This is a genomic window from Halalkalibacter krulwichiae (genome assembly GCF_002109385.1).
GTDB lineage: Bacteria > Bacillota > Bacilli > Bacillales > Bacillaceae_D > Halalkalibacter > Halalkalibacter krulwichiae.
Genome location: NZ_CP020814.1, coordinates 1981315 through 1994451, shown reverse-complemented (window position 1 = coordinate 1994451; position 13137 = coordinate 1981315). Strand labels below are relative to the sequence as shown.

Below are 13137 nucleotides of genomic sequence, written 5' to 3'. Positions count from 1 at the left end.
TTATCACCTCCAAAGATTAATGACAGAAAATATGTTTGCCAATTTTCTTAATTTGCGGTCTTGACCAGATCCAACCTGAAGTAGCTGTGTCTGGATTAAAATAGTAAATTGCATTACCAGTCGGATCTTGCCCATTAATTGCATCAAGTACTGCACGACGGGCTGTCTCATCCGGTGTCATATAAATCTGGCCATCAGCTACTGCCGTAAATGCTCTTGGTTCAAAAATTACGCCAGAAACTGTATTTGGGAATGTTGGACTGTTTATTCGATTAATGACCACGGCTGCGACAGCAACTTGCCCTACATACGGTTCCCCTCGCGCCTCTCCGTAAACAGCTTGTGCCATTAGTTGAATATCATTTTCTGAATAACCTGCAGGAACATTCGTTGCCTTTTGAATATTTGCTTCATTGTCTTGCTCTTGCGGTTCCTCTGCATACGGAACAGGCTCTTCTGGAGTCGGTTCAGGTTGAGCTGGCTGTTCTGGTGTTGGTTGTTGGTCTGGTTGTTCGCCTTCCGGTTGTGCCGGTTGTTGATCTTGTGGTGCTGGTTGACCCTCCGGCGTACCAGGTTGTTGTGGCTGCTGTTGCTGTTGCTGTTGCTGTTGCTGTTGCTGCTGCTGTTGTGGCTCTCTCCGATCTTGTTCGCGTTGTTGCGCCGGTTGCTGCTTGGCGTCGCGTCCAGCTTGAGCTTGACCATCCCTACTTCCTTTAGGACCTTTTTGGATGTCTTTTGGCGTTCCGCCATAATGAGTAAATTTCCGTCCTTCATTTAATGCTTTTTTCACAAACTCTTCATTGTAATTAGTTGCGCGAACTAACATATCTTTCATTTGCGGTCCTACTAAACCATCTACTTCTAACCCAAATTGTTCTTGAAAGTTACGAACTGCCCAATACGTACTCCACCCATATACCCCATCAATGGTATCGTTATAAAAGCCATTGTATTGAAGGCGAGCTTGCAGTTCGACAACATCATCACCCGTAGCACCCCTTTGAATCACTTGATCGGTAAATGCATAACTTGTTCCGCTTTGTCCAATCAATGCAATACAAAAAAATGCCATGAAAAGTGGAATCTTAAGAGATAACAAATTTCGTTTCATGATGTAGACCTCCTTGTGTTCATGTTATCTTTTCATGACACATCCTTTTTTTGGTCATGAGTTATATAGATATTGTTTGTTGGCAATCTCTTTTTATACAATTTTTAGTTAAAAAAGTTCCCCTTACCATGATTGGACTTAAATTTTATAAAAATAAAAAAATGCTCAAAAAGTCAAATATGACCTTTTGAGCATTCGTCAAATTCATATGATTTTATGCTAACACATTAAAATAGCGTCCTTCAGGATGAGCAAATACCATTGCAGTTACGGATGCCTCAGGCTCCATCATAAAACCTTCCGTTAATTTGACACCGATTTTTTCTGGTTTTAGTAATTTAAATAACTTCTCTTGATCTTCAAGATTTGGACATGCTGGATATCCAAAAGAAACTCTAACTCCTTGGTACTTAGCGGAGAACCTGTCTTCCATCGTCATGTCAGCAGAGTCTGGAAAACCCATCTTATCTCTCATTAATTGATGCACACGCTCAGCAAAACCTTCTGCTATTTCTAATGCAGCAGCTTGGATTAAATGACTATATAAATAGTCACCATCTCGTTTTGCTTGTTCAGCAAGCTCTCTAACACCATGACCTGCTGTCACAGATAAAAATCCAACATAATCCTTTTCCCCGCTGGAAACAGGTCGCACATAATCAGCTAAGCATAGAAACGGCTTATGACTTTGTCTAGGAAAGCTGAACCTTTCAATTTCAGTTGTTTGATCAATCGGATCATAAATGATGATATCATTTCCATCAGCTTGAGCCGGGAAAAATTGATACATTCCGTGAGCTTGTATCACCTGATTTTTCTTTGCCTCTGTTAAAAAGGCATCAACCTTTTCTTTTAGATCTACCGTTCTAGGATCTTTCTCTTCTAAGAGTCTGCTCACCTTTCCTTGAATTCCTAAATGTCTGCCAAGTAACATTTGCATATTAATGTATGGCTCTAAATGCGACAATTTATAATCCCGTAAAATATGAGTGTCCATATCTTCTGGCTTATAAATAGGGCCATCTCGTTTAACGTCTGATTGACCAATTTCATTTGTACGTTCGATTTGTTTACGGGCCGCAGGACGAACCGCTTCTTTTTTTGCCCTAGCCTCAGCAAGCTCAGTTGCTAAGCGTTCACGCTCTTCAGGCTTAGCTAAACGATTGGCAATATCTAAGCCATTCATTGCATCTTTTGCATATAAAACAAGACCGTCATATTCCGCTGCAATTTTCGTATCTGTAAACTTACGTGTTAAAGCAGCACCGCCAACAAGAATGGGGATCGAGATTTGTTGCTGTCTAAGATCTTGAGCGGTTAATACCATTTGCTGTGCCGACTTAACCAATAAGCCAGATAAACCAACTGCATCTGGGTTTTCCTTTTTAATCGCTTCTATTAACTCGTGGGATGTAACTTTTATCCCTAAATTAACAATCTTAAAACCATTGTTGCTTAAAATGATTTCTACAAGATTTTTCCCAATGTCATGAACATCACCTTTTACGGTAGCAAGCAAGATTTTCCCTTTTCCGTTGTCATCTTCCTTTTTCTCCATATGTGGTTCCAGATGAGCAACAGAAGCTTTCATAACTTCAGCACTTTGTAGTACTTCAGCTACAATCAACTCATTATTGTTAAACAAACGTCCAACTTCATCCATTCCCGTCATTAATGGCCCGTTTATAATATCAAGCGGATCAGAATAAGTAGCCAATGCTTGGTTTAGATCGTCAATAAGGCCTTCTTTCGTCCCTTCAACGATATAGGAGGCTAACCGCTCTTCAAGTGTTAGATTTGAATTGTCGACCTTCTTTTCTGCTTTCTTTCCGCGGTAAAAGGCTGTAAATTCGGCAAGTGTTTCATCTGTTGTTTCAAATAATAGCTTTCGCGCCATTTCTTTTTCTTCATCAGATATGGATGCATATCTCTCAAGTTTTTCTGTATTTACGATAGCGTAATCTAAGCCCGCTTGAGTACAGTGATATAAATAAACCGCATTTAATACTTCTCTACCTACAGGAGGAAGACCAAATGAGACATTACTAACACCTAAAATAGTCAAACACTTCGGAAGTGCTTCTTTTATTAACTTGATCCCTTCAACTGTCGCTTCAGCTGAACCAATGTATTGCTCATCGCCAGTTCCAACAGGGAATACTAATGGATCAAAGATTATATCCTCTGATTTAAGTCCATATTTATGAACAAGTAAATCATGAGAGCGAATTGCCACTTCTACTTTCTTTTGTGCTGTCACAGCCATTCCAGTTTCATCAATTGTACCAACTACAACCGCTGCCCCGTATTGCTTAATAATAGGAACAACCGCTTCAAAACGCTCTTCGCCATCTTCTAAATTAATTGAATTAATAATTGCTTTCCCTTGTGAATAGGTTAGTGCTTTTTCAATCACTTTCTCATCAGTTGAGTCAATCATCAACGGAACTTTGACTTTATTAACAACGTATTTTAAGAAGCTTTCCATATCTTCTAATTCTTCTCGGTCTGGGTCAGCTAAACAAGCATCGATTACATGCGCCCCTCGTTTCACCTGAGCTCGAGCAATTTCAGAAGCCTCTTCAAACTTCCCTTCTGCTATCAATCGCTTAAACTTACGCGAACCAATTACATTCGTTCTCTCTCCAACAAATAACGGTCTCATACTATCATCATAGATGAGAGGTTCTATTCCTGACACTGCATGAGGATGAGATTCGTTAAACTGTCTAGGTTTAAAGTCTCTAGTCGCTTCAACCATTGCTCGAATATGATCAGGAGTCGTTCCACAACACCCTCCTACTACATTTAGCCAACCTTTTTCAGCGAATGCTTTAAGCTTAATCGCAAGCGACTCTGGTGATTCATGGTAATGTCCTTCTTCATCTGGCAATCCCGCATTCGGATAACAGCTAACATAAGTTGTTGCCAACTCTGATAAGGAACGAATGTGATCTCGCATAAATTCAGGTCCTGTAGCACAATTTAGACCAACTACCGTTGGGTTCATATGCTCAAGCGATAAATAAAAAGCTTCAATATTTTGCCCAGCTAATGTCGTTCCCATTGGTTCAATAGTTCCCGATACAAAGATTGGTAATGTCACATTTAGCTCAGAAAACGCACGTTCAATTCCAATATAGCCGGCTTTGACATTTCGCATATCTTGACTTGTCTCTAGCAACATGATATCCGCACCGCCGCGAATAATCCCCCTTGCCTGAATGTGATAGGACTCAATTAACTTTTCAAAAGTCGTTCCGCCAGTTACTGACAGTGATTTTGTCGTAGGCCCCATTGCACCCGCAACAAATCGAGGCCAATCTGGTGTAGAAAACTCATCCGCAACCTTCCTCGCGATTGCAGTTGCCTGATAGCTTAGCTCCTCTGCTTTATAGCCGATATCATAATCATCTAACACGATATCTGTAGAACCAAACGTATTTGTTTCAATAATGTCAGCACCTGCAGCTAAGTAGTCGCGATGAATGGTTTCAATAACATGCGGAGCTGTTTCATTTAAATGCTCATTACACCCTTCAAACTCCTCGCCCCCAAAATCATCAGCGGTTAAGTTAGCTTGCTGTAACATGGTCCCCATCGCACCATCTAAGATGAGAATTTTCTTTTCAAGTTGTTGTTCAAATAGTGACTTACTCATAAACTCTTCCTTTCTACTTCCCAGGCCCTTACCTGTATATAGCTTGTTTTTTCGATTCTATATATTGAGTTAATTCGACTGTAATCTCGTAACGTAGGAAAGGAGTGATTAAATATATCCCATTAAAATGTGCTAAAGCAGTATCAATTAATGATTTCGCAATTGCAATTCCTTCCTTTGTTGATGCTTCTCGATCTTCTCCACAAGCAGCCATTGCATGGCGAATATCATCTGTTAATTTAATTCCCGGAACCTCATTATGAAGGAATTCGGCGTTCCTTGTTCCAGTTAGTGGCATGATCCCAATATAGATCGGTTTAGAGATGTGCTTCGTTTCGTTTGCAAGTTCTTCAATTTGTTGAGAACTATAAATCGGCTGAGTCATGAAGTAATCTGCGCCACTGTCTATTTTCTTTTCCATTCTTTTTACTGCTTTATCTAGATGTCTAACATTAGGATTTAATGCTGCCCCTACAGAGAAATTTGCCTTTTGTCCCAACTCTTTTCCTGAAAACGAAATTCCTTCGTTTAATTGCTTAATGAAGGAAATTAGCTGAAACGAACTTACATCATAAACAGACGTTGCGCCAGGAAAATCACCAATTTTTGTCGGGTCACCTGTAATAGCTAACACATCATCAATTCCTAATGCATGAAGACCCATTAAATGCGACTGTAACCCTATTAAATTTCTATCACGGCACGTCACATGAACAAGGGGCCTCACCCCAATTTGCTCTTTAATCATCGCTCCTAAAGCTAGGTTATCTACTCTCGGCGAAGCTAGTGAGTTATCTGCCATCGTGACCGCATCGACCCCTGCATCCTTTAATGCTCGTGCCCCGTCCATAAACTTTTTTGTACTTAATTTTTTCGGAGGATCTAGTTCAACTATAACAGACTTTCTCTTCTCAACTATCTCAGGTAGAGGATCCTGAACTCGTCGTGTCTCACTCATTTCCTTAATCGTCACAATCGACCTTACTTTTTTCGTTGTAACAGGAGCTACTTTCTCTCTTACCTCGGCAAAGGCTTTGATATGTTCGGGAGTTGTCCCACAACACCCTCCTAATAAGCGAACACCTTGCTGAATGAACTTTTCCCCCATCGCCTTAAAATAATCTGCATTCGATTGATAAAAGACACGACCATCTCGGTAATCTGGCAAACTAGCATTGGGATAAGCTGAGAAAAATACACCTGCCTTTAAAGGAATTGTTTCAAATGATCGTAACATATGAAAAGGGCCTGTACGACAATTTAATCCAACAATATCTGCTCCAACTGATTTTAATTGGTCAAACGCATCAGAAACGTGTATCCCTCCATTCATGACTCCAACTTCTCCAATTGATAAGTTCACAATAATAGGAATATCTGTAATTTGCCGAGCTAAACTTGTGGCTACTTTCGCTTCCTCAAGGTCATAAAAAGTTTCAAGCAAAAGGCCATCTATGCCTCCTGCTACTAATTCAGTCATTTGCTCTTTGAAAGCCGCTTTAATCTCTGTTAAATCCCACTCCTCAAGTTGAAATCGCCTGATTCCTCCTACTGTTCCTAGAACATAGACTTCACCTTGTGCGGCTTCTTTAGCTAATCGGACAGCCTTATTATTTAATTCACTAACACGATCTTGCAATCCATACTTTTCCAACTTTAATCTATTTGCTGCGTATGTATTTGTTTGAATTACATCTGCACCAGCTTCAATATATTCCCGATGAGCACGTACGATCTTATCCGGCTCTGTTACGTTTACTTCTTCAAAACACTGGTCGACACCTTGTTCGTATAATAACGTGCCCATCGCTCCATCACCAATTAAGACTTGCTGGGCAAGCTTCTTTAGAAAATTCATTTCTTCTCCCCCATTATGACTGTATGCTTTCTTTAACATATTTAAATGCTTGATCAAGATCTGCAATTAAATCTTGATCTCGTTCAATTCCAACTGAAAAACGTAGTAGCCTGTTACAAACACCATTTGCAATACGAATATCTTCCGGAATATCCATATGAGTTTGTGTTGCTGGATACGTCATTAAGCTTTCGACTCCTCCTAAGCTCTCAGCAAAAGAAATTAGTTTTAGTTGTTGAAGAAATGGATTAACCCATGCCTCTTTTAAAATACGAAAGGAAATCATTCCACCTTTACCTGGATAGAGAACATCAGTCACTCCCTCTTCCTGCTCTAAATACTTAACAATCGCCTTTGCATTTTCTTCATGTTTTTCCATTCTTAATGCAAGAGTTTTCATACCTCTTATTAGTAAGAACGAATCAAATGCTGATAATATCGCACCAATTCCATTATGATAGTAAGCAATACGGTCACATAACTCCTGTCCTTTTGCAGCAATTAAACCAGCTATCACATCATTATGGCCACCTAAGTATTTACTTGCACTATGTATCACAATATCCGCACCATCAACAAGTGGTTGTTGAAGCAATGGAGTATAAAATGTATTGTCTACGATAAGTAATAGACCATGCTTCTTTGCTATTTTGGCTAATTCAGAGATAGAAGCTTCTTGCATTAATGGATTCGTTGGCGTTTCAATAAACAATGCTTTCGTTTTATTTGTTATACGTTTTTCAAAATCCTCTAACTTCCTTGGATCGGCAAATGCAAAAGATAAGCCCCAACGATTCCAACCTTGTTCGAAGAGTCGATATGTCCCTCCATATAAATCTTGAGATGCTAATATTTCATCTCCTTGTTCAAATAATGAAAGTACCGTTTGGATTGCAGCCATTCCAGAACTACATGCAAACCCCCTGTCTCCCTCTTCAAGCGTCGCAATTGTCTTTTCAACAACTTCTCTTGTTGGATTACCTGTACGAGCATAATCATATCCAGTCGACTCTCCTATACCAGTATGGCGATAGGCAGTCGAGAAATAGACAGGTGTGTTAATCGTTCCTGTTCGATCCTCTGATCGGTTTCCGATTTGTACTAAAATGGTCTCTAATTTTTCTCTGTTCATAGTTGCCCTCCAATAATAAAAAATCAAAAAACCACCTTCATTATAAGAAGAAGGTGGTTGTATCGTTAGTCTCTTCTTCTTATCTTTCAAGTCTCATGACTTGATGGAATTAGCACCTGACCAAACTTGGCTGGTTGCTGAGACTTCTTCGGGCCATCCCCTCCGTCTCTCTTGATAAGAAATCAATGTATAAAGTTATTCGTTTAATCAAAATTACAACAATTCTCACAATATTGCAAGAGAATTTTTTTTTAGAAAGCAATTATTCAAGAGTTGCATCTACATGCAAAGTTTCCTCATTTCCACAAATACAGCGCTTAAAACCCGTTTCATATTCTCCTTTTTCATTTTTTCTACCACGTAAAATATATTTTTCTCCACAAAGTGGGCAACGGATTACTACACGATAACGCCCTTCAGATGTCACTTTTAACAACCTCCCTATTTGTGTATTTAATAATCAAGTTCATTGGCACGCTTTACTTTATTTAATGCTACCCACCATAGTACTAACATAAACGGGATAAGACCAATTAAAAAGTAGATATCAAAACTTAACAGAATAAAATCATAAGTACCATGAAGAACAACAGGCAACAGTAAAGCAACCACCATATTCTTTCTCCTACCTATTTTTTCAACTTTTGCCAAACCAAAATAGTAGCCCATAATCACTCCATACAAAGCATGACTCGATACCGGAAGTAACGCACGACCAATAGCCGCTTCCAATCCATTTGCAACTAAATAAAAGACATTCTCTACCGTTGCGAACCCTAATGAAAGGGATACCCCAAATACAATCCCGTCATAACGCCTTGAGAAAGTCGCATGTTGGTAAGCAAAAGCCCATAGCAAGAACCACTTAAAAAATTCTTCTATAAAACCATACAAGATAAATGCCTTCGTAAACGGATGTATAAAAAAACCTTCAACTGTGAAAGCATATTGCAAAACCATTACGGGAAAAACAAGAAGAATTCCGATAATAAACGTTCGTAATACAAGTGATTTTGTTGTTGAACTATAACCATTTTTCAAATAAAAATAAGATAATAATGCCATCCCCGGCGCCATTGCAGCTGTTACGATCGCAAACAATTCGCCCTTCCTTTCCTCTTGCATAAATTTACTATAATTTCTCTCGAAAATTATGTTAATATGTATAAGGATTTAAGACAAACTAAAGTAGAGGTGCCGATATGAAAAAAATTCTTATCTTACATACAGGCGGCACAATTGCCATGCAAGAAAATGAGCAAGGTGCTGTCCAACCAAATTTGATAAATCCATTATATTCCACGATTGAATCGCTATCAACCTTAGCATCAGTCATTGTCGATGACTATTTAAATATACCATCACCACATATGACACCATCATTAATGATTGACTTAGCTGAACGGTTAAAGGAAAGAGCAAGTTCTGATCAATTAGATGGCATCGTTGTTACACACGGGACTGACACTCTTGAAGAGACTGCTTATTTATTAGATCTCTTACTTGATTGGGACCTACCTGTTGTTGTGACTGGTGCGATGCGCTCTAGCAATGAACTAGGCGCTGATGGACCACACAACCTAATTTCAGCAGTGCGTGTCGCTTCAAGTGATTCAGCTTGTGGGAAAGGAGTATTGGTTGTATTAAACGATGAAATACACACAGCAAAGAACGTAACGAAAACTCATTCTAGTAATATCGCTACTTTCCAAAGTCCTCAATATGGTCCAATTGGTATCGTTACAAAACGCGGAGTCTTTTTTCACCACACTCCTTCGGTCCGTGAATGCTATCCAGTTAAAAAACTGAGTAAAAAAGTAGCACTATTGAAAACCTACGCGGGAATGGATGACACCATCATTGAAGCTGTAGCCAATACAGACATTGACGGTTTAATAATCGAAGCATTCGGACAAGGTAATGTACCGCCTCAAGTTATGGAAGCTTTAACAAAGTTGATTGAACGTAAGATCCCTGTAGTACTCGTTTCACGTTGCTTTAGTGGAGTCGTTCAAGATACATACGCCTATGAGGGCGGTGGTAGAATACTTAAAGAACGCGGAGTCATTTTTACAAATGGCTTAAATGGACAAAAAGCGCGTTTAAAATTAATGGTCGTTCTAGAACAAACGACTGATAAATATACACTACAAGAAATATTTTACAAATAAAAAAGGGGCGTCATAAAGGTTTGCAATGCACTCAACCATTTTGACGCCTCTTAATTACGAATGAGACAAGTTTTATTAACACTTATTTGTTTTTTTTTCAGCTATCGCCTCTGCTATTTGATCTCCATGAAAGCGACCATTCTCAATAAAGATTTCATTTGCGTTGTTTCCTGCTGCAATCACACCAGCTATAAATAAACCATCAACATTCGTTTCCATTGAGTTTGGATTAAACATTGGTCGCCCCGTTTCACGATCGACATCTACTCCCATTTTACGTAAAAAGGAATGATCTGGATGATATCCGGTCATCGCAAAAACAAAATCAGCTGCCACTCTATGCTCTTTACCATTCTGACTAAAAATAACTTCACTTGTCGTTATTTCTTTCACATGTGCATTGAATTCCATTTTTATGTTCCCATGACGGACGAGTGATTCAAATTCAGGTAAAATCCAAGGTTTAATACTTTGAGAATATTCGTTACCTCGATATAAATTGGTCACACGTGCCCCAGCCTTCTCTAACTCAAGAGCTGCATCAATAGCGGAATTCTTTCCACCGATAACAACTACATCAAGATCAAAGTATGGGTGCGCTTCCTTAAAATAGTGAAGGACGTGATCATTCTTCTCACCAGGTACATCCAGCATATTAGGAGAATCATAGTAACCTGTTGCAATAATCACATAGTTAGTTAGGTATGTTTGTTTCGTTGTCTCTATGTAAAAGCTTCCATTCTCTAACTTTTCCACTTTCATTACTCTTTCATACGTCTTGACAGGTATATTTTTGCGTTTGACAACTTCACGATAATAAACTAGCGCCTGGTTTCTTCTTGGTTTTCGATCCTCTATCACAAAGGGCACATCACCAATTTCAAGCTTCTCACTCGTACTAAAAAAAGTTTGATGAGTTGGGTACCGATGAATGGCACTAACAATATTATCTTTTTCAATGACTAATGGCTCTAGCCCCTTATTCATACAAGCTATAGCCGCAGCAAGACCACATGGTCCACCGCCAACAATGATTACCTCTTTTTTTTCCATGCTCTCACCCCTTTTAAACGTCATAGACCCCTACATCATAATGACGCAAGGGTCCTTCATATTATAACAAACTATACCCAACCACGAAATCTTGATGCTTCTGCCATCTTTCTTACCCCAATCATATAAGCGGCAAGCCTCATGTCTACTCTTCTTGTTTTCGCCAGTTTATAAATATTTTCAAAAGCATCTACCATGACTGCTTCTAATTTACCTTCAACTTCTTCTTCCGTCCAATAATAACCTTGGTTATTTTGTACCCATTCAAAGTAAGAAACCGTTACGCCACCCGCACTAGCTAATACATCTGGTACAAGCAACACATCGCGTTCATTCAAGATTCGAGTAGCCTCCATAGTTGTTGGACCATTTGCAGCTTCAACAACGATCGACGCTTTAATATCGTGTGCATTTTTTTCAGTAATTTGATTTTCAATTGCTGCCGGAACTAAAATATCACAATCTAATTCTAGTAACTCTTGATTGGAGATTGTATCTCGGAACAACTTAGTAACAGTTCCAAAGCTATCTCGACGATCAAGTAAGTAATCTATATCCAAGCCTTCTGGGTCATGAAGAGCACCGTAAGCATCTGAGATACCGATCACCTTCGCACCAGCATCGTGCATAAATTTCGCTAAAAAGCTACCAGCATTCCCAAATCCTTGGATGACGACACGAGCTCCATCAATGTCTATCCCCTTCTTTTTAGCAGCTTCTCTTATGCACATAGTTACACCTTTAGCCGTTGCCGATTCTCTTCCATGAGAGCCTCCTAAAACTAACGGCTTTCCAGTAATAAATCCCGGAGAGTCGAATTCACGTATTCGACTATATTCATCCAGCATCCAAGCCATGATTTGAGAGTTTGTAAATACATCAGGAGCAGGAATATCTTTAGTTGGACCAACAATCTGACTAATGGCACGTACGTAACCACGACTTACCCGTTCAAGCTCTCTGAAAGACATTTCACGAGGATCACAAATAATTCCACCTTTTCCCCCGCCATACGGAAGGTCTACAATCCCAGCTTTTAAACTCATCCAGATCGATAGAGCTTTCACTTCTTTTTCAGATACATTCGGATGAAAGCGCACTCCTCCTTTTGTTGGACCAACAGCATCGTTATGTTGAGCTCGGTACCCAGTGAAGATTCTCGTTGAACCATCATCCATACGAACAGGTATTCTAACTGTGAGCATACGAATAGGCTCTTTCATCAGTTCATACATTTCCTCAGGATACCCAAGCTTGTCCAATGCTATTTTGATGACACTTTGTGTCGATGCAAGCACATCTAATTGTTCGGCCTGCTGTTCTTTTTCTGCCATTCCCTTTTCACCTCAATAATGGTAATTAAAGCTATTATCAATACTACTATAAAGAAACGCCTACGATTTTTCCACTATTAATTCAAGAATTCAAGTTTTCTTAAATAAGCACTCTACATTTAAAAAGAAAAAGAACTGACTATCTAACATCAGTCCTTTAATTTTCCATAAAATAACGGTAAAGCGAGGCAATTGCATTGTTATCCATAATTTTTTTTCCGTATTCTTCTACCATATATGGAGAAACTGTTGAAGGACATCCGAATTCCGACAATAATGCGACAAAAGCTTCTTCATCTACTACATCGACATCATATTCTTCAAATTTGATGAAATATTTATCTTTAAACGAATATAGAGTGCCCCCCTTTATCCCAAAAGGATAAAGTCTAGATGCTAGAGCGATGACATCTTCTATATCTTGGAGTACGTAAAATATATCTTCAGTTTCATCAAGCGTTACTTGCATTTCAATATAGCCCTCTTCAAAGCCTTCCTCATCAAATTCATCATCAGAATTGCTCTTTGAAACAATGATTACCATGCCTTGAGCTGGCATTGCATAAACCTCTACAGCAATAGGTCCATCAACTTTAAATCCAAGTTCATCATCAGCTTCTAAAATCATGTCTCTAAATAAATCATGAACTTTAGGCAAGTCTTGCCATAAGTCTTCTTTCGTTAACCCTCTTTCATGCATGTCATCATAGGTTAAGAAAGCTTTGAATTTATCTGTATTCAAACGTTCAAGACGCATTTGAAACCCTCCTTATTACGAACATCCATTACTCAATCTCTGGGTCCGTCATAAACCGTT

The 13137-nt window shown here is 39.1% G+C and carries 10 protein-coding genes and 1 riboswitch; of the genes, 1 reads left to right on the top strand and 9 read right to left on the bottom strand.

Annotated features, from left to right (window positions below; translation table 11 throughout):
• Positions 1–16: 16 nt before the first annotated feature.
• The 6 genes from BkAM31D_RS09975 to prsW form a co-directional block, all read right to left on the bottom strand.
• Positions 17–1111: a cell wall hydrolase gene (locus tag BkAM31D_RS09975; RefSeq protein ID WP_066151544.1), complete on the bottom strand. Its 1095-nt coding sequence runs from the start codon at positions 1109–1111 to the stop codon at positions 17–19.
• 214 nt (positions 1112–1325) lie between these two features.
• Positions 1326–4772, bottom strand: coding sequence for a methionine synthase (metH, locus tag BkAM31D_RS09970; protein ID WP_066151546.1), 3447 nt, complete (start codon positions 4770–4772; stop codon positions 1326–1328).
• A gap of 28 nt (positions 4773–4800) precedes the next feature.
• Positions 4801–6630 (bottom strand): bifunctional homocysteine S-methyltransferase/methylenetetrahydrofolate reductase, encoded by a 1830-nt coding sequence (locus tag BkAM31D_RS09965; protein WP_066151548.1) that lies wholly within the window; start codon positions 6628–6630, stop codon positions 4801–4803.
• A 13-nt stretch (positions 6631–6643) separates the two neighbouring features.
• Positions 6644–7762, bottom strand: a complete 1119-nt coding sequence (locus BkAM31D_RS09960; RefSeq protein ID WP_066151811.1) for a methionine biosynthesis PLP-dependent protein — start codon at positions 7760–7762, stop codon at positions 6644–6646.
• Positions 7763–7838: 76 nt separating this feature from the next.
• A riboswitch (SAM riboswitch) is annotated at positions 7839–7943 on the bottom strand.
• A gap of 81 nt (positions 7944–8024) precedes the next feature.
• On the bottom strand, positions 8025–8189 hold the full coding sequence (locus BkAM31D_RS23935; RefSeq protein ID WP_169801087.1) for a hypothetical protein: 165 nt from the start codon (positions 8187–8189) through the stop codon (positions 8025–8027).
• Between the two features lie 26 nt (positions 8190–8215).
• The gene (gene prsW / locus BkAM31D_RS09955) at positions 8216–8863 is read right to left on the bottom strand and encodes a glutamic-type intramembrane protease PrsW (RefSeq protein ID WP_066151549.1); all 648 of its coding nucleotides are present in this window, start codon (positions 8861–8863) and stop codon (positions 8216–8218) included.
• Positions 8864–8964: 101 nt separating this feature from the next.
• Between prsW and BkAM31D_RS09950 the strand changes: the two genes are divergently transcribed.
• Positions 8965–9933 (top strand): asparaginase, encoded by a 969-nt coding sequence (locus BkAM31D_RS09950; protein ID WP_066151551.1) that lies wholly within the window; start codon positions 8965–8967, stop codon positions 9931–9933.
• A gap of 75 nt (positions 9934–10008) precedes the next feature.
• Here the strand turns inward: BkAM31D_RS09950 and BkAM31D_RS09945 are convergent, their stop codons facing one another.
• The 3 genes from BkAM31D_RS09945 to BkAM31D_RS09935 all read right to left on the bottom strand — a co-directional run bounded on the left by BkAM31D_RS09945 (position 10009) and on the right by BkAM31D_RS09935 (position 13077).
• On the bottom strand, positions 10009–10986 hold the full coding sequence (locus tag BkAM31D_RS09945; RefSeq protein ID WP_066151553.1) for a YpdA family putative bacillithiol disulfide reductase: 978 nt from the start codon (positions 10984–10986) through the stop codon (positions 10009–10011).
• A gap of 71 nt (positions 10987–11057) precedes the next feature.
• On the bottom strand, positions 11058–12320 hold the full coding sequence (locus tag BkAM31D_RS09940; protein ID WP_066151555.1) for a Glu/Leu/Phe/Val family dehydrogenase: 1263 nt from the start codon (positions 12318–12320) through the stop codon (positions 11058–11060).
• 157 nt (positions 12321–12477) lie between these two features.
• A complete protein-coding gene (locus tag BkAM31D_RS09935; protein ID WP_066151557.1) occupies positions 12478–13077 on the bottom strand; it encodes a genetic competence negative regulator in 600 nt (199 codons plus the stop codon).
• Positions 13078–13137: the final 60 nt, after the last annotated feature.

What these genes read in the sequence shown, in the direction of transcription:
- BkAM31D_RS09975 (WP_066151544.1), bottom strand. Translation starts at nt 1,111, where the DNA reads ATGAAACGAAATTTGTTATCTCTTAAGATTCCACTTTTCATGGCATTT.
- metH (WP_066151546.1), bottom strand. Translation starts at nt 4,772, where the DNA reads ATGAGTAAGTCACTATTTGAACAACAACTTGAAAAGAAAATTCTCATC.
- BkAM31D_RS09965 (WP_066151548.1), bottom strand. Translation starts at nt 6,630, where the DNA reads ATGAATTTTCTAAAGAAGCTTGCCCAGCAAGTCTTAATTGGTGATGGA.
- BkAM31D_RS09960 (WP_066151811.1), bottom strand. Translation starts at nt 7,762, where the DNA reads ATGAACAGAGAAAAATTAGAGACCATTTTAGTACAAATCGGAAACCGA.
- BkAM31D_RS09950 (WP_066151551.1), top strand. Translation starts at nt 8,965, where the DNA reads ATGAAAAAAATTCTTATCTTACATACAGGCGGCACAATTGCCATGCAA.
- BkAM31D_RS09945 (WP_066151553.1), bottom strand. Translation starts at nt 10,986, where the DNA reads ATGGAAAAAAAAGAGGTAATCATTGTTGGCGGTGGACCATGTGGTCTT.
- BkAM31D_RS09940 (WP_066151555.1), bottom strand. Translation starts at nt 12,320, where the DNA reads ATGGCAGAAAAAGAACAGCAGGCCGAACAATTAGATGTGCTTGCATCG.
- BkAM31D_RS09935 (WP_066151557.1), bottom strand. Translation starts at nt 13,077, where the DNA reads ATGCGTCTTGAACGTTTGAATACAGATAAATTCAAAGCTTTCTTAACC.